The sequence below is a fragment of the Photobacterium sp. GSS17 genome (assembly GCF_028621875.1).
In the GTDB taxonomy this organism is placed as follows: Bacteria; Pseudomonadota; Gammaproteobacteria; order Enterobacterales; family Vibrionaceae; genus Photobacterium; species Photobacterium ganghwense.
This window is the reverse complement of the sequence record NZ_CP117517.1, coordinates 34092-50807: the sequence shown is the minus strand read 5'-3', so window position 1 is coordinate 50807 and position 16716 is coordinate 34092. Positions and strand designations below refer to the sequence as shown.

General features: G+C 52.7%; 9 protein-coding genes, 6 tRNA genes and 2 rRNA genes. 7 read left to right on the top strand and 10 right to left on the bottom strand.

Features of this window, described 5'->3' with window-relative positions; translation table 11 throughout:
- Positions 1-12: 12 nt before the first annotated feature.
- The 5 genes from PGW97_RS00245 to PGW97_RS00225 all read right to left on the bottom strand — a co-directional run bounded on the left by PGW97_RS00245 (position 13) and on the right by PGW97_RS00225 (position 531).
- Positions 13-89: transfer RNA gene (locus tag PGW97_RS00245), tRNA-Pro, on the bottom strand.
- A gap of 34 nt (positions 90-123) precedes the next feature.
- Positions 124-199 (bottom strand) — tRNA-His (locus PGW97_RS00240).
- A 9-nt stretch (positions 200-208) separates the two neighbouring features.
- Positions 209-285 (bottom strand) — tRNA-Pro (locus PGW97_RS00235).
- Between the two features lie 62 nt (positions 286-347).
- Positions 348-423, bottom strand: a tRNA-His gene (locus tag PGW97_RS00230).
- Positions 424-454: 31 nt separating this feature from the next.
- A tRNA-Arg gene (locus PGW97_RS00225) sits at positions 455-531 on the bottom strand.
- 291 nt (positions 532-822) lie between these two features.
- Here PGW97_RS00225 and PGW97_RS00220 point away from each other — a divergent pair.
- Complete coding sequence (locus PGW97_RS00220; protein WP_047887039.1) at positions 823-1230, top strand: c-type cytochrome; 408 nt, start codon at positions 823-825, stop codon at positions 1228-1230.
- 142 nt (positions 1231-1372) lie between these two features.
- Here the strand turns inward: PGW97_RS00220 and rep are convergent, their stop codons facing one another.
- Positions 1373-3388, bottom strand: a complete 2016-nt coding sequence (rep, locus tag PGW97_RS00215) for a DNA helicase Rep (RefSeq protein ID WP_217393428.1) — start codon at positions 3386-3388, stop codon at positions 1373-1375.
- Between the two features lie 182 nt (positions 3389-3570).
- Between rep and PGW97_RS00210 the strand changes: the two genes are divergently transcribed.
- The 4 genes from PGW97_RS00210 (at position 3571) to ubiK (ending at position 8796) form a co-directional block, all read left to right on the top strand.
- Positions 3571-4137, top strand: a complete 567-nt coding sequence (locus PGW97_RS00210) for a TetR/AcrR family transcriptional regulator (RefSeq protein WP_084712678.1) — start codon at positions 3571-3573, stop codon at positions 4135-4137.
- 28 nt (positions 4138-4165) lie between these two features.
- Positions 4166-5272, top strand: a complete 1107-nt coding sequence (locus PGW97_RS00205) for an efflux RND transporter periplasmic adaptor subunit (protein WP_047887115.1) — start codon at positions 4166-4168, stop codon at positions 5270-5272.
- A gap of 12 nt (positions 5273-5284) precedes the next feature.
- Positions 5285-8404 carry a multidrug efflux RND transporter permease subunit gene (locus PGW97_RS00200; protein ID WP_047887036.1) on the top strand — a complete coding sequence of 1040 codons (3120 nt, stop codon included), beginning with the start codon at positions 5285-5287 and terminating at the stop codon, positions 8402-8404.
- 122 nt (positions 8405-8526) lie between these two features.
- On the top strand, positions 8527-8796 hold the full coding sequence (gene ubiK / locus PGW97_RS00195) for a ubiquinone biosynthesis accessory factor UbiK (protein WP_217393429.1): 270 nt from the start codon (positions 8527-8529) through the stop codon (positions 8794-8796).
- Between the two features lie 101 nt (positions 8797-8897).
- Here ubiK and ilvC read toward each other — a convergent pair whose 3' ends face one another.
- Positions 8898-10382, bottom strand: a complete 1485-nt coding sequence (gene ilvC, locus PGW97_RS00190; RefSeq protein ID WP_273858084.1) for a ketol-acid reductoisomerase — start codon at positions 10380-10382, stop codon at positions 8898-8900.
- 128 nt (positions 10383-10510) lie between these two features.
- Between ilvC and ilvY the strand changes: the two genes are divergently transcribed.
- The gene (gene ilvY, locus PGW97_RS00185; RefSeq protein WP_047887033.1) at positions 10511-11392 is read left to right on the top strand and encodes an HTH-type transcriptional activator IlvY; all 882 of its coding nucleotides are present in this window, start codon (positions 10511-10513) and stop codon (positions 11390-11392) included.
- Positions 11393-11413: 21 nt separating this feature from the next.
- Positions 11414-12619, top strand: coding sequence for an NAD(P)-binding domain-containing protein (locus tag PGW97_RS00180; RefSeq protein ID WP_273858081.1), 1206 nt, complete (start codon positions 11414-11416; stop codon positions 12617-12619).
- 587 nt (positions 12620-13206) lie between these two features.
- Here PGW97_RS00180 and PGW97_RS00175 read toward each other — a convergent pair.
- From PGW97_RS00175 to PGW97_RS00165, 3 genes are all read right to left on the bottom strand, one after another.
- Positions 13207-13283: transfer RNA gene (locus tag PGW97_RS00175), tRNA-Asp, on the bottom strand.
- Between the two features lie 43 nt (positions 13284-13326).
- Positions 13327-13442: ribosomal RNA gene (gene rrf / locus PGW97_RS00170) — 5S ribosomal RNA — on the bottom strand.
- A 116-nt stretch (positions 13443-13558) separates the two neighbouring features.
- Positions 13559-16450 (bottom strand): 23S ribosomal RNA (locus tag PGW97_RS00165).
- Between the last annotated feature and the right edge of the window lie 266 nt (positions 16451-16716).

Sequence of the window (16716 nt, the reverse complement as noted above, 5' to 3'; positions counted from 1 at the left end):
GGGTTTGAAGAGTGGTCGGTGAAGAGGGATTCGAACCCCCGACCCTCTGGTCCCAAACCAGATGCGCTACCAAACTGCGCTATTCACCGACTGGTTGCTCCGGCGTACCGAAGTCTTGAATAATGGGGTGGCTAACGAGATTCGAACTCGCGACAACCGGAATCACAATCCGGGACTCTACCAACTGAGCTATAGCCACCAATGTTAGTGGTCGGTGAAGAGGGATTCGAACCCCCGACCCTCTGGTCCCAAACCAGATGCGCTACCAAACTGCGCTATTCACCGACAATGTTCTGTGTGGGGTATTCACCCCGGATACTGATATTATAAATCAATACCCTAAAAGATGGGGTGGCTAACGAGATTCGAACTCGCGACAACCGGAATCACAATCCGGGACTCTACCAACTGAGCTATAGCCACCAATGTTTCTGCCGTTTTCCTAGGTCCGGAATGGCGCGCCCGAAAGGATTCGAACCTTCGACCTTTGGCTCCGGAGGCCAACGCTCTATCCAGCTGAGCTACGGGCGCGTGCCCTATCGGCGGAGGTGAATATTACGGATCCAGGTGTACTTCGTAAAGTGTTTTTTTTAGTTTTTTTCTCGTTCGCTGCAAATATAGGCAATTAACTCTTGATTCGTATCATACAAAAGCAGACCTCTTGTTTATCAGCGCCTCATTAGCAGATATAATCACGGCGTTTTTACATTTTAAACATTCTGTAAATAATCACTGCCTTGTCTCAACAGTTCGACTAACAACAAGCACGAAAGAAGACTGTGGCAATCGCACATAATGATCTGGAAGTGTAAGGTGAGCTCAATGGAATTAACTCTTCGACAAATCATGGTAGCTGCAGTGGCGGCAATGACACTGGCCGGCACAGCTGTAGCAGCAGATATGTCTGACGAAGCTATCGCAGAACGCATTAAACCCGTGGGCTCTGTCTACCTGGAAGGTGACGCGCCAGCAACAGAAGTCGCAACCGGTCCTCGTAGTGGCGATGCGGTCTACGGCACCTTCTGTGTGGCCTGCCACGGCAGCGGCGTAATGGGCGCACCGAAAAAAGGCAATGCCGATGACTGGGGTCCACGTATTGCAAAAGGGAAAGATGTGCTGACTGACCACGCACTGAACGGCTTTAACGCCATGCCAGCGAAAGGCTCATGTATGGACTGTAGCGATGAGGAAATCGTGGCAGCCATCAACCACATGATCGACGGCCTGTAATCATATCAGTCGCACCATAAAGCGCGCCATGAATAGGGCACGCGAGACATACTGAATAAAAGAAGGGTTGATGCCGCCATCAACCCTTCTTTATTTTCCACCCGTTATGTACCCCGCAGGCTACAGCACGCTTTATTCACCATCATTTCTTAAACATCGCCCGAATATTGGCGATGTGCGCCTGTCCGCGCTGCATCCGCTCTTCCTGAGTAACCGGCTTTTTGTCCGCCTCCCACTCCAGATCATCCTGCGGCAGCTCATACAGGAACCGGCTTGGCTCTGGCTTCAGCAGCTCGCCGAACTGGCGCCGTTCCTTACACAAGGTAAAGGTCAGCTCTTTCTGAGCCCGGGTGATCCCGACGTAGGCCAGACGGCGCTCCTCTTCCACATTGTCTTCATCAATGCTGGTCTGGTGCGGCAAAATTCCCTCTTCAGTCCCAATCAGGTACACATACGGAAACTCCAGCCCTTTGGAGGCGTGCAGCGTCATCAGCTGTACCTGATCCGCGTCGTCATCGTCCTCGCCGCGCTCCATCATGTCACGCAGGGTTAGGCGCTGGACCACTTCTTTAAGGGTCTTGGCTTCCTGGTCATAGTTATCGCCTTCCAGGTCCGCGGTGATCCAGCTGTACAAATCGGAGACGTTCTTCATCCGCATCTCCGCCGCTTTCGGGCTGGCAGAACTTTCATACAGCCAGTCTTCGTAATTAATGTCGCGAATCAACTGACGCACCGCCGCCACGGTATCACCGCGCTCAGCGTTATCCGACAACTCCACCACCCAGCGGGTAAAACGCTGCAGGGATTCCAGGCCGCGACCGCCCAGATGCTGCTCCAGCCCCAGCTCGAAGCTGGCCGCAAACAGGCTTTTGCCGCGCATGTTGGCGTAGGTGCCCAGCTTTTCCAGCGTCGCCGGACCAATCTCACGACGCGGGGTATTCACGATGCGCAGAAACGCATTGTCATCATCCAGGTTGGTCAGCAGGCGCAGGTAAGCCATGATGTCCTTGATTTCGGCCCGTGAGAAGAACGAGGTGCCGCCGGAAATTTTGTACGGAATCCGGTTTTGCATCAGGGCTTTCTCAAACAACCGCGACTGGTGATTCCCCCGGTACAGAATGGCGTAGTCTTTATAGGCCGTATTGTTGAGGAAGCGATGGGCGATCAGTTCGCCGACGACTTTCTCGGCCTCGTGCTCTTCGTTCTTGGCGGTGATCACCTTGAGCATCTCGCCATCGGGGATTTCCGAGAACAGCGTTTTCTCGAACACGTGCGGGTTATTGGCGATCAGGATATTGGCAGTCCGCAAAATCCGGCTGGTTGAGCGGTAGTTCTGCTCCAGCTTGATCACTTTCAGGCTCGGAAAATCTTTGTTCAGCAGAGCCAGGTTTTCCGGCTGGGCGCCACGCCAGGAATAAATGGACTGGTCGTCATCGCCGACCACGGTAAAGCGGCTGCGCTCGCCCACCAGCAACTTCACGAAGAGGTACTGGCTGGTGTTGGTATCCTGATATTCGTCCACCAGCAGGTAGCGGATTTTATTCTGCCAGCGCTGACGCACTTCTTCATTGTCACGCAGCAGCAGCACCGGCATCAGGATCAGGTCATCAAAGTCGAGCGCGTTGTATGCCTTCATTTGGCGCTGGTACATGTCGTAGCAGTAGGCGAACAGCTGGTCACGCTCGCTGCGCGCCTGCGCCTGGGCGTCTGCTGGGGACAACATGTCATTCTTCCAATTGGAGATGGTCGACAGCAACAGCTTGAGCAGGTCTTTATCACCGTCGATCTCTTTTTCCGTCAGCTCTTTGAGCAGCGCCATCTGATCCTGATCGTCAAACAGGGAAAAGCTCGCTTTCAGACCCAGCGCTTTGTACTCGCGGCGGATGATATTCAGCCCCAGGGTGTGGAAGGTCGACACCATCAGCCCCTTGGCTTCCTGACGACCCAGCGTCTGGCCCACCCGCTCTTTCATTTCACGGGCGGCTTTGTTGGTAAAAGTCAGCGCCGCAATATTGCGGGCCTTGTAGCCGCAGTGCTGAACCAGGTAAGCAATCTTATTGGTAATGACCCGGGTTTTGCCCGAGCCGGCGCCAGCCAGGACCAGACAGGGTCCAGCGACATATTTTACCGCTTCGTTTTGCCTTGGGTTCAGTTTCATTGGCGTATCCTGTGTTGTTGGTGTCGGCAGGCGCATTGTAACGGGTTATCTCCCGTTGTCTATTCGCGCGCCACCGACGGCCATGAATCCTGACACAACAAAAAATTCTTGCACAAATAAGCAGGCACCCTAAAATAATGAATGAACATTCATTCATTATTTTAATTCACAAAAGCCCTCTTATGATGGACAAGAAAACACGCATCTTGCAGGCAACGGAAAAACTGCTCGCGATGTACGGATTTCATGGTCTTTCCATGCAGATGGTTGCCAGGGAAGCAGGCGTAGCCGCAGGCACGATTTATCGCTATTTCGAGGATAAAGACGACCTGCTGCATCAGTTACATGACCATATCCTCGCCTGTGTGGCGAACAAAATTAGTCAAAATGTGTCTGATAACATGCCATTGCAACAACGGTTTCGCACCATGTGGCTGAACATCTGGGACATGGCAATTCAGGATGATGCACCGCTCATCAACCGTGGCCAGTTCGATAGCCTGCCCAAACGCGAAAACCAGGAACAACGATTACTCGAGAAGAAATTGTTTGCCAAGGTGGATCAGATGTTTTCCGACGGTAAAGCCGCCGGTCTGTTCAAGCCTCTGGACAACGAAATCTTGGGCACTTTAAGCCTTGAGCCATGCATCTGCCTGGCTCGAAAACATGTCAATGGCGTGTACAAGGTCAGCGATGAGGTGTTAGACGCCGCCATCGAAGCCTCCTGGGATGCCATCGTTCAGCATTAACAAGAAAAACTTCGGAGCTCAACCAACCATGAAAAAATGGCTCGTGATGCTACTTATCGCGCTCCTGCTATTCGGGAGCGTGATTGGTTTCAATCTCTTTAAACAACAAAAAATTGCCGAGTACATGGCAAGCATGCCGGAACCTGACTTCCCGGTCACCGTCACGACGGCGGAGTCCAGTAACTGGGTACCGGCTATTGAAGCTATCGGCTTTATCGAACCGAATCAAGGGGTCACGATCACAACCGAAGTGGCGGGTGTGATTAAGTCTATTGATTTTGCATCCGGTTCCACCGTGAAAGCCAATCAGCAGCTGCTGATGCTGGACTCTGACGTGGAACTGGCCAACCTGAAGAGTGCGCAGGCACGTCTGCCGGCAGCCCGTGCGAAGTACGAACGCTACCGCGGCCTGTTCAAGAAAGGGTCAATCTCCAAGGAAGCGTACGATGATGCAGAAGCATCGTACTTCTCCCTGTCCGCGGATATTGAAAGCCTGAAAGCCACCATTGATCGCCGCACCATCAAAGCACCATTCGACGGCGTGGTCGGTCTGCGTAACGTGTTCCTGGGTCAGTACATCCAGCCGGGCACTGACGTAGTGCGTCTGGAAGATACCACGCTGATGAAGCTGCGCTTCACAGTGCCACAGACGGATATCTCGGATATCCACCTGGGTCAGGACGTGGAAATCTTCGTCGATGCTTACCCGGATACGCCGTTCAACGGCAAGATCAGCGCGATTGAGCCGGCCGTAAACTACCAGAGCGGTCTGGTGCAGGTTCAGGCTGATATTCCGAACAACGAAGGTCAGCTGCGCAGCGGTATGTTTGCCCGTGCTCACATTATCCTGCCGACGCTGGAAAACCAGATTATCCTGCCGCAAACCGCGATTACTTACACCCTGTACGGTGACAACGTGTACATCGCCAGCCAGGACGAAAACGGTGATCTGCGCGTGAAGCAGGAAGTGGTGAAAGTCGGTGAACGTAAAGGCGACAAAGTCCACATTCTGAGTGGTGTGAAAGCCGGCGAAACCGTGGTGACCTCGGGGCAAGTCCGCCTGAGTAACCATGTGAAGGTGCGAGTGGTTGAGAGTGACTCGCTGGAAGCGCCTGCTGAAACCCCAATGCTCTAATCCGGAGGAGCCATGCGCTTTACAGATGTTTTTATTAAACGTCCTGTCTTAGCGGTATCGATCAGCTTTCTGATTGCTCTTCTCGGCCTGCAGGCAATCTTCAAAATGCAGGTCCGGGAATACCCAGACATGACAAACACCGTGGTCACCGTGACCACCAGCTACTACGGGGCCAGTGCTGACCTGATCCAGGGCTTTATTACCCAGCCACTGGAACAGGCCATTGCCCAGGCTGACAATATTGACTACATGACCTCGTCTTCGGTACTGGGTTCATCCACCATTACGGTGACGATGAAGCTGAACACCGACCCGAACGCGGCGCTGGCCGATATTCTGGCCAAAACCAACTCGGTGCGCTCCCAGCTGCCTCGTGAAGCGGAAGACCCGACGGTTACTATGTCGACCGGTTCAACCACGGCAGTCATGTACATCGGCTTTACCAGTGATGAGCTGGCTTCCAGCCAGATCACCGACTACCTGGAACGAGTCATCAACCCGCAGCTGTTCACCGTGAACGGCGTGTCGAAGGTTGATCTGTACGGCGGGATGAAATACGCCCTGCGCGTCTGGCTGGATCCAGCCAAGATGGCAGCGTATAACCTGTCAGCCAGCGACATCATGAACGTCCTCAATGCCAACAACTACCAGTCCGCGACTGGTCAAGCGACCGGTGAGTTCGTGCTGTACAATGGTACGGCCGATACTCAGGTATCTAACACCGGTGAGCTGGAAAAACTGGTGGTATCGACCAAGCAGGGTCAGGTGATTCGCCTGGGTGACATTGCGAAAGTTACCCTGGAAAAGAGCCACGATATTTATCGCGCCTCAGCGAACGGTCAGGAAGCCGTGGTCGCGGCCATTAACGCCGCGCCAAGTGCCAACCCGATCAACATCGCGGCGGATGTCTACAAGCTGTTGCCGGAACTTGAACGCAACATGCCTAGTAACATCAAGATGAACGTGCTGTACGACTCCACCATCGCGATCAACGAATCTATCCACGAGGTTATCAAAACCATCGCGGAAGCAGCGCTGATCGTACTGGTGGTGATCACGCTGTTCCTGGGTTCATTGCGTGCCGTTATCATTCCTATCGTGACCATTCCACTGTCGCTGATCGGGGTGGCCATGGTGATGCAGGCATTCGGCTTCTCATGGAACCTGATGACCCTGCTAGCGATGGTACTGGCTATCGGTCTGGTGGTCGATGACGCCATCGTGGTCCTGGAAAACGTCGACCGTCATATCAAAGAAGGCGAGTCACCGTTCCGTGCGGCAATTATCGGAACCCGTGAAATTGCGGTACCGGTTATCGCCATGACCCTAACGCTGGGTGCAGTATACGCGCCGATTGCGATGATGGGCGGGATCACCGGCTCCCTGTTCAAGGAATTTGCCCTGACGCTGGCCGGTTCTGTCTTCGTCTCCGGTATCATCGCCCTGACGCTGTCGCCGATGATGTGTTCAAAAATGCTCAAGGCCAACGAACAGCCGAACAAGTTTGAGCAGACCGTGCACGGCTTCCTGGATCGCATGACCAACCGCTACGAGAAAATGCTCGGCGGGATCATGAAGATGCGCCCGGTTGTGATCGTCTTCGCCCTGATCGTGTTCGGCATACTGCCAATGCTGTTCAAGTTCATCCCAAGTGAACTGGCTCCGGCGGAAGATAAAGGGGTACTGGTGATGATGGGTACTGCCCCGTCAAACTCGAACCTCGATTTCATCCAGAACAGCATGGACAAAGTGAACGCCATTCTGGCTGAACAACCGGAAGTGGCCTACGCCCAGGTGTTCTCCGGGGTGCCAAACTCCAACCAGGCGTTTGGTATTGCGTCGATGGTGCCTTGGAGTGAGCGTGAAGCCAGCCAGGCCGATGTGGTAAAACGCGTCACCGGACTGGTGAAAGACGTGCCGGAAATGGCGGTTACAGCATTCCAGATGCCAGAGCTGCCGGGTGCCGGTTCGGGTCTGCCAATCCAATTTGTGATCACCACGCCGAACAGCTTTGAGAGCCTGTTCCAAATCAGTAGTGACATCCTGACCAAAGTGAAGAACAACGCCATGTTCGTATACTCGGATCTGGATCTGAACTACGACTCGGCCACGATGAAAATCAAGATCGACAAGGACAAGGCCGGCGCCTACGGTGTGACCATGCAGGACATCGGGATTACCCTGAGTACCATGATGGCTGACGGCTACGTCAACCGGATTGACCTGAACGGCCGCTCTTATGAGGTGATCCCGCAGGTAGAACGTAAGTACCGCCTGAATCCGGAGTCGCTGAAGGGCTACTACGTGCGTGCGGCAGACGGTCAGTCTATCCCGCTGGGCAGCCTGGTCAGCATTGAAGTAGTATCAGAGCCGCGTTCTCTGCCACACTTCAACCAGCTGAACTCTGCCACCGTAGGTGCCGTACCAGCCCCTGGTGTTGCCATGGGTGATGCGATCAGCTGGTTCCAAAGCGAAGCGGCAACGACCCTGCCGGCTGGTTACCAGTACGACTTCATGGGTGAGGCACGTCAGTTCGTTACCGAAGGGAATGCCCTGTACATGACCTTTGGCCTGGCACTGGCCATCATCTTCCTGGTTCTGGCGATCCAGTTCGAGTCCCTGCGCGACCCGCTGGTGATCATGGTCTCTGTACCGCTGGCTATCTGTGGCGCTCTGATCGCCCTGGCCTGGGGCGCAGCGTCGATGAACATCTACTCCCAGGTCGGTCTGATCACCCTAATTGGTCTGATCACCAAGCACGGTATCCTGATCTGTGAAGTCGCAAAAGAAGAGCAGCTGCATCATCAGAAAGACCGCATGGCCGCCGTGATGGAAGCCGCCAAGGTGCGTCTGCGTCCGATCCTGATGACCACCGCCGCGATGATCGCCGGTCTGGTACCCCTGCTGTATGCCAGTGGTGCTGGTGCCGCACAGCGCTTCAGTATCGGTATCGTGATCGTTGCCGGTCTGGCAATCGGTACGGTCTTCACGCTGTTCGTACTGCCAGTGATCTACACCTACCTGGCCAGTGTGCATAAGCCGCTGCCGGTCTTCGTCGAGGACAAAGACCTGGAAAAGCTTAAGCGTGCGGATGAAGCACGCAACGCCCTGAAAGATGTACGTGATTGCTAATCACCCCACAAATTAAGAGGCCGCATTGAGCGGCCTCTTTTCTTTTCGCCTTTCTTCCACGACAATCGCTAAGTAATTACATAAAATGACGACAGTATTGCCGTTACGGAGTTAACCCAGCTATGTTTGATCCAAAGAAACTTGAGCAAATAGCCAAGCAGATTCAAGATGCCATGCCTCAGCCAGTCAAAGAGCTGGGCAACGATGTAGAACAAAAAGTCCGCCAGGTGATCCAGGCTCAGCTTGGGAAACTGGATGTCGTCAGCCGTGAAGAGTTTGATGTGCAGACTCAGGTTCTGCTGCGTACCCGCCAGAAGCTGACTGCGCTGGAGCAGAAGCTGGAAGAGCTGGAAAGCCGCCTGAACAACAACGCCGACAGCAAGCAAGACTGATTTCCCGTCGCTGAGCAAGGCCCGCCTGTTGCTCAGCGCAGACAAACAAAAAGCCCGGATGTCACCATCCGGGCTTTTCATTTAGTGAGATTGAGAGGCAATTAACCGCCAACAGCAATGCGCTTCATGTCTGTCATGTAGCCGCGCAGCTCTTGACCAATCCACTCAACCGGATGGTTGCGGATCGCTTCATTCACTTCAATCAGGCGCTGGTTATCAACAAAGTTCGAGGTTTCACCCAGACCTTGACCAATCACATCTGTCCCCACCTTCGGCATGAAGTGTTCACGCAGCAGTGGTGTTGCGACATTCGCGAACAGGTAGTTACCGTACTCAGCCGTGTCAGAGATGACCACGTTCATTTCATACAAACGCTTACGGGCGATCGTGTTCGCAATCAGCGGCAGTTCGTGCAGTGACTCGTAGTACGCCGACTCATCGATAATGCCGGATGCCGTCATGGCTTCAAACGCCAGCTCAACCCCGGCACGTACCATGGCGATCATCAGAATACCGTTGTCGAAGTATTCCTGCTCCGGAATCTGAATATCAGACTCAGGGTAATTCTCAAAGGCTGTTTCTGCAGTTTCTGCACGCCAACCCAGCAGGTTCGCATCGTCATTGGCCCAGTCAGCCATCATAGTGCTGGAAAACTCACCGACAATGATGTCATCCATGTGCTTGTTGTACAGCGGACGCATCAGCTCTTTCAGCTCTTCAGACAGCTCAAACGCTTTCACTTTCGCTGGGTTAGACAGGCGATCCATCATATGAGTAATGCCACCAAACTTCAGCGCTTCCGTGATGGTTTCCCAGCCGTATTGCAGCAGTTTTCCGGCATACGCAGGTTCAACCCCTTCCTCAATCATTTTCTCGTAGCAAACAATCGAGCCGGCCTGCAGCATGCCACACAGAATAGTCTGCTCGCCCATCAGGTCAGATTTCACTTCCGCCACAAAAGAAGATTCCAGTACCCCCGCACGGTGACCACCGGTAGCCGCCGCCCAGGCTTTGGCGATTTCCAGGCCATCACCCTGAGGGTCATTTTCCGGGTGAACCGCAATCAGGGTTGGAACCCCAAAGCCGCGCTTGTACTCTTCACGCACTTCCGTACCCGGACATTTTGGTGCCACCATCACGACCGTGATATCAGGACGGATCTGCATGCCTTCTTCAACAATGTTGAAACCGTGCGAGTAACCCAGAGCCGCCCCTTGCTTCATCAGTGGCATCACTGTTGCTACCACATTGCTGTGCTGTTTGTCAGGGGTCAGGTTTACCACCAGATCCGCCTGCGGGATCAGCTTCTCGTAGCTGCCTACTTCAAACCCGTTTTCTTTCGCATTTTTGTACGACTGGCGCTGCTCGTCGATCGCAGCCTGGCGTAGTGCATATGACACATCCAGACCTGAGTCGCGCATGTTCAGTCCTTGGTTAAGGCCCTGAGCACCACACCCCACAATGACGACCTTCTTCCCTTTAAGGTAATCGGCTTCATTTGCAAATTCCGCACGATCCATAAAGCGGCAGCGACCCAGCTGATCCAACTGCTGACGAAGATTTAAGGTATTGAAATAATTAGCCATAGTAAACTCCGTGAATACTGTTCCATGTGCGACATCATCCTGTCGATTAATTCGATGGTAGACCACGCACTTCATTGCGCAAAGTGATATATTCACAATAACTTATTGCAAAAAGTGCAACATGGACGATGAACATAAAGACCTTGCAATTGTTTTTGCATCTGTGCGAGTCACGCAGCTTCAGCCAGACTGCGCAAGCCATGCATATCAGCCCATCGGCCCTGAGCCGGATTATCCAGCGACTGGAAGAAGATACCGGCCAGATTCTGTTTATCCGGGATAATCGCAGTGTCGAGCTGACCTCGGCCGCCAAGACACTGTTGCCAACAGCGGCCCAAATTGTCACCAGCTGGCAGGAAGTCAAAGCAGAGCTGGGTCAGCAAGAGCAGGCCCTGCAGGGTAAGCTGAGGTTGTTTTGCTCCGTCACCGCCAGTTACAGTCACCTCCCCGACATTCTCAGCCGGTTTCGTCAGTTACATCCCCAGGTAGAAATTCAGTTGCTGACCGGCGATCCGGCACAAGCCATTGACCGCATTCAGTCTGATGACGCGGATATCGCCATTGCCGCGAAACCGGACAGCCTGCCGGGTAAGCTGATATACCTGCCTCTCGACAGCATTTCGATGTCGGTGATTGCGCCGCTGGTCCCACCTCCGGCATTGCAGCCGGCCTTCAGAGAGCCCCCCGCCTGGAATACCCTGCCCTTTATTCTGCCCGAGTCAGGAATGGCACGCGAAAAAGCGGATAAGTGGATAAAATCGAAGAAAATAAAGCCAAATGTTTATGCCCAGGTAAGCGGGCATGAAGCCATTGTCAGTATGGTCGCCTTAGGATGTGGTATTGGCATCGCGCCGGATGTGGTGATCAACAACAGCCCGGTAGGCACAAAAGTAAAACGTCTTGAAAAAGAATATGTTCAGCCCCTGCAACTTGGCCTGTGCTGTAAACAAAGCCGCGAAAATGAACCTTTACTCCATGCATTACTAGCACTGTTTCGCCATAATAATTAGTCGTTACAAGGAATAATAATAATGACGCAACCCATTTTAACCCACACTTACTATTCGGACTTTTTTGCGACCAAAGGTTATGCTTTTTTAAAGCACATTGCTGAACAGTACCCAACACCTAAGAAATTCACAATTTTTTCTGTCATGCACTGTTATGAAGGCTCCCTGCCTTATATCAATGTTCTGGCAGAGCTGGCTGAAAACCTGGTCTTTATCCCCAAAAGCGCTACAGCTACCGGTAATCAATCCTTTAAAACCACGATTGAGGCTCTGCCAACCTGCTCAGTTGTCAGTGAAGCCTACAACAAACAGCAACTGCGCGATCCACTCGTTGCTGAAGCCCTGATCCGCGAACACATCGACGCCGATAGCCAATTCCTGCTCCTCGATCACGGCGGGTATTTTTCTCATGCCATAGAACACTTATGTGACGTTTTCCGGGAGCAACTTATCGGTGTGACGGAGTTGACCGCCAATGGTCTGTATAAATATCTAAACAGTAACCTCAACAAGCCGTTAGTAACCGTTTCGCACCTGAGTATCAAAGCACCGGCAGACTACGAAGCCTCGGAATGTATTGTCCATTATTCCGATCAGATCCTGCGTGAAGAATTTGGCCTCAAATTAAACAATGACAACTTTCTGAAAGTGGGCGTAATCGGTGCCGGCAACCTCGGACGCGGAGTCATCCAATACCTGAAAGGGAAGGCGATCAGCAATATCCTGGTGGCCGACATTGATCCGCGTAAACTGACGCAGTTTCCCCGCAATGGCGTACAAGTCAGCTCCATCGAGCGCTTGGTCAGCGAATGTAATATGATTTTCTGTTGCACCGGAAACGGTGCGATTCCGGAAGCACTGTTAGATTCCATCCCGGATAACCGCTTTATCGCCACGGTCACTTCAGCCGATGATGAACTGAAACTGCCTCAGCTCATCACTAACGGCGCTCTCGCCGAGGTGGGGGGTAACCGTCTGGTACGTGAATACCAAACCCGAAATGGCCGAAGCCTCTATTTACTGGCGGGCGGTGAGTCAGCCAACACCCCCTTTAAAACCGGCATGGGCGACCCGACCCTCTACCTGTTTGAAGCCGCCCACATGCTGGCAGGCTTGCAACTCCTGAATCAGCCAGAGCGGTTTAAATCAGGCATTCAGCCTCTAAGTGACAGTGATGAACGCGCCATTGCCAAACAGTGGCTCCAGCATTTTTACAGTTACTGCTAATCTGTCTATTTCGCCAGCCTATCATTACCGCAACAGAGATATTCTGAGCCGCGCATAGCCTCGTCATCTGACGGGGCTTTTTCATATCCAATTTGGCATCTAGGACTAAGACGCTCAGTCATAACCAAAGGTAAAAGTGTCAACAAAAGACACCAACATCGTCGGCGTTGGGTTTTAGGGCGTACCACCTGAAGCGGTTTATAAGAAGGAGAGCAACAGAGAACCTCTTGTCTTAGCCGCTTAACATTACCTGAGCAAGTAGGCCTCCATAGTCAGGCAACTGGCCTTAGGGGAAATACAAAGTCTTTAGGAGACAGTTAAATACTGGCCAGCCAAACTTTGTTATGAAGCAACGATTCTGAACAAACCTAAGCGTGGGGTATTACTGGGAATGTGCTGGGGATGAACTCGGTTTAAGTGTGAACACGTTTCCCAAAACGCAAAAAAGCCCGAATCTTTCGCCTCAGGCTTCGTATTAGTGGCAGAAAGGCCGGGCTGTCGATCTTGCGGGACTCATTCGACCGAATGGCGAACATTATCTTTAAACGTAAAAAAGCCCAAGCATTTCTGCTTGGGCTTCGTATAAGTGGCGGAGCGGACGGGACTCGAACCCGCGACCCCCGGCGTGACAGGCCGGTATTCTAACCAACTGAACTACCGCTCCACTCAGGATTAACGTTCGTTCATAACGCCACCCTAAATTGGGTGCCTGGCGATGTCCTACTCTCACATGGGGAGGCCCCACACTACCATCGGCGCTGCTGCGTTTCACGTCTGAGTTCGGCATGGGATCAGGTGGGTCCACAGCGCTATGGTCGCCAGGCAAATTCTTTGATTCACCGCCCGCAGGCCGTAAATCACAATCTTGGAAAAAACTGACTAAAGTTCAAGCACATCATTCAAGTGCTCATGGAGTCCGTAAAACCCCTTGGGTGTTGTATGGTTAAGCCGCACGGGCAATTAGTACAGGTTAGCTCAACGCCTCACAGCGCTTACACACCCTGCCTATCAACGTTCTAGTCTCGAACAACCCTTCAGAGAGCTTAAAGCTCTGGGGATGACTCATCTTGAGGCTCGCTTCCCGCTTAGATGCTTTCAGCGGTTATCGATTCCGAACTTAGCTACCGGGCAATGCGTCTGGCGACACAACCCGAACACCAGAGGTTCGTCCACTCCGGTCCTCTCGTACTAGGAGCAGCCCCTCTCAATCATCCAACGCCCACGGCAGATAGGGACCGAACTGTCTCACGACGTTCTAAACCCAGCTCGCGTACCACTTTAAATGGCGAACAGCCATACCCTTGGGACCGACTTCAGCCCCAGGATGTGATGAGCCGACATCGAGGTGCCAAACACCGCCGTCGATATGAACTCTTGGGCGGTATCAGCCTGTTATCCCCGGAGTACCTTTTATCCGTTGAGCGATGGCCCTTCCATTCAGAACCACCGGATCACTATGACCTGCTTTCGCACCTGCTCGAACCGTCATTCTCGCAGTCAAGCGGGCTTATGCCATTGCACTAACCTCACGATGTCCGACCGTGATTAGCCCACCTTCGTGCTCCTCCGTTACGCTTTGGGAGGAGACCGCCCCAGTCAAACTACCCACCAGGCACTGTCCGCACCCCCGATAAGGGGGCGACGTTAGAACATCAACACTACAAGGGTGGTATTTCAAGGACGGCTCCACAGATACTGGCGTACCTGCTTCGAAGCCTCCCACCTATCCTACACATGTAGGGTCAATGTTCAGTGCCAAGCTGTAGTAAAGGTTCACGGGGTCTTTCCGTCTAGCCGCGGGTACGCAGCATCTTCACTGCGATTTCAATTTCACTGAGTCTCGGGTGGAGACAGCGTGGCCATCATTACGCCATTCGTGCAGGTCGGAACTTACCCGACAAGGAATTTCGCTACCTTAGGACCGTTATAGTTACGGCCGCCGTTTACCGGGGCTTCGATCAAGAGCTTCTCCCTAAGGATAACCCCATCAATTAACCTTCCGGCACCGGGCAGGCGTCACACCGTATACGTCATCTTTCGATTTTGCACAGTGCTGTGTTTTTAATAAACAGTTGCAGCCACCTGGTATCTGCGACTGCCAGCAGCTCCAAGAGCAAGTCTCTTCACCGCCGGCAGCGTACCTTCTCCCGAAGTTACGGTACCATTTTGCCTAGTTCCTTCACCCGAGTTCTCTCAAGCGCCTTGGTATTCTCTACCCGACCACCTGTGTCGGTTTGGGGTACGATTTCTTGCTATCTGAAGCTTAGAGGCTTTTCCCGGAAGCATGGCATCAATGACTTCAGCACCGTGGTGCCTCGACATCGGGTCTCAGCCTTGAGATGGTCCGGATTTGCCTAAACCATCAGCCTACACCCTTGAACCTGGACAACCGTCGCCAGGCCCACCTAGCCTTCTCCGTCCCCCCATCGCAATAGCAAGAAGTACGGGAATATTAACCCGTTTCCCATCGACTACGCCTTTCGGCCTCGCCTTAGGGGTCGACTCACCCTGCCCCGATTAACGTTGGACAGGAACCCTTGGTCTTCCGGCGAGGAGGTTTTTCACCCCCTTTATCGTTACTCATGTCAGCATTCGCACTTCTGATACCTCCAGCGCCCCTTACAGGACACCTTCAGCGGCTTACAGAACGCTCCCCTACCCAATACGCTAATGCGCATTGCCGCAGCTTCGGTGTATCGCTTAGCCCCGTTAAATCTTCCGCGCAGGCCGACTCGACCAGTGAGCTATTACGCTTTCTTTAAATGATGGCTGCTTCTAAGCCAACATCCTGGCTGTCTGAGCCTTCCCACATCGTTTCCCACTTAGCGATAACTTTGGGACCTTAGCTGGCGGTCTGGGTTGTTTCCCTCTCCACGACGGACGTTAGCACCCGCCGTGTGTCTCCCGGATAGTACTTACTGGTATTCGGAGTTTGCAAAGGGTTGGTAAGTCGGGATGACCCCCTAGCCTTAACAGTGCTCTACCCCCAGTAGTATTCGTCCGAGGCGCTACCTAAATAGCTTTCGGGGAGAACCAGCTATCTCCGAGTTTGATTGGCCTTTCACCCCTAGCCACAAGTCATCCGCTAATTTTTCAACATTAGTCGGTTCGGTCCTCCAGTGCGTGTTACCGCACCTTCAACCTGCCCATGGCTAGATCACTCGGTTTCGGGTCTAATCCCAGCAACTGCACGCCCAGTTAAGACTCGGTTTCCCTACGGCTCCCCTATACGGTTAACCTTGCTACTGAAATTAAGTCGCTGACCCATTATACAAAAGGTACGCAGTCACAGGACAAAGCCTGCTCCTACTGCTTGTACGTACACGGTTTCAGGTTCTATTTCACTCCCCTCACAGGGGTTCTTTTCGCCTTTCCCTCACGGTACTGGTTCACTATCGGTCAGTCAGGAGTATTTAGCCTTGGAGGATGGTCCCCCCATCTTCAGACAAGATAACACGTGTCCCGTCCTACTCGTTTTCACGCCAAATGTGTTGTCGGCTACGGGGCTGTCACCCTGTATCGCTGAGCTTTCCAGCTCATTCGCCTGACACCTAAAGCGCTTAAGGGCTAATCCGGTTTCGCTCGCCGCTACTGCCGGAATCTCGGTTGATTTCTCTTCCTCGGGGTACTTAGATGTTTCAGTTCCCCCGGTTCGCCTCATCAAGCTATGTATTCACTTGATGATAACTGCTTATGCAGCTGGGTTTCCCCATTCGGAAATCGTAGACTCAAGTGGCTCTTACTGCCTCATCTACGCTTATCGCAAGTTAGTACGTCCTTCATCGCCTCTGACTGCCCAGGCATCCACCGTGTACGCTTAGTCACTTAACCATACAACCCCAAGAGGTTTCGTATGTTCAAACAACCAAGGTTTTTCCATCTGAGTTAAGATGGTTAGTTTGTTTTGCCGGACTCTTCTTACACAAGACACTTGAATGTGTATTGCTTGAGAACTCGTTTCTCTTTCGAGAAACAATAATTTCGATTCGTATGAATCGAATTACTAGTCAGCTTTCCAGATTGTTAAAGAGCATGTGTCGTTATCTCCAACGAGATAACACCACTGTTTAAAGATTCTCAGGGAAAACCCTTAAAGA

Coding starts and splice junctions, on each gene's coding strand:
- PGW97_RS00210 (WP_084712678.1), top strand. CDS start 3,571: ATGATGGACAAGAAAACACGCATCTTGCAGGCAACGGAAAAACTGCTC.
- ilvC (WP_273858084.1), bottom strand. CDS start 10,382: ATGGCTAATTATTTCAATACCTTAAATCTTCGTCAGCAGTTGGATCAG.
- ilvY (WP_047887033.1), top strand. CDS start 10,511: ATGAACATAAAGACCTTGCAATTGTTTTTGCATCTGTGCGAGTCACGC.
- ubiK (WP_217393429.1), top strand. CDS start 8,527: ATGTTTGATCCAAAGAAACTTGAGCAAATAGCCAAGCAGATTCAAGAT.
- PGW97_RS00200 (WP_047887036.1), top strand. CDS start 5,285: ATGCGCTTTACAGATGTTTTTATTAAACGTCCTGTCTTAGCGGTATCG.
- PGW97_RS00205 (WP_047887115.1), top strand. CDS start 4,166: ATGAAAAAATGGCTCGTGATGCTACTTATCGCGCTCCTGCTATTCGGG.
- PGW97_RS00220 (WP_047887039.1), top strand. CDS start 823: ATGGAATTAACTCTTCGACAAATCATGGTAGCTGCAGTGGCGGCAATG.
- rep (WP_217393428.1), bottom strand. CDS start 3,388: ATGAAACTGAACCCAAGGCAAAACGAAGCGGTAAAATATGTCGCTGGA.
- PGW97_RS00180 (WP_273858081.1), top strand. CDS start 11,414: ATGACGCAACCCATTTTAACCCACACTTACTATTCGGACTTTTTTGCG.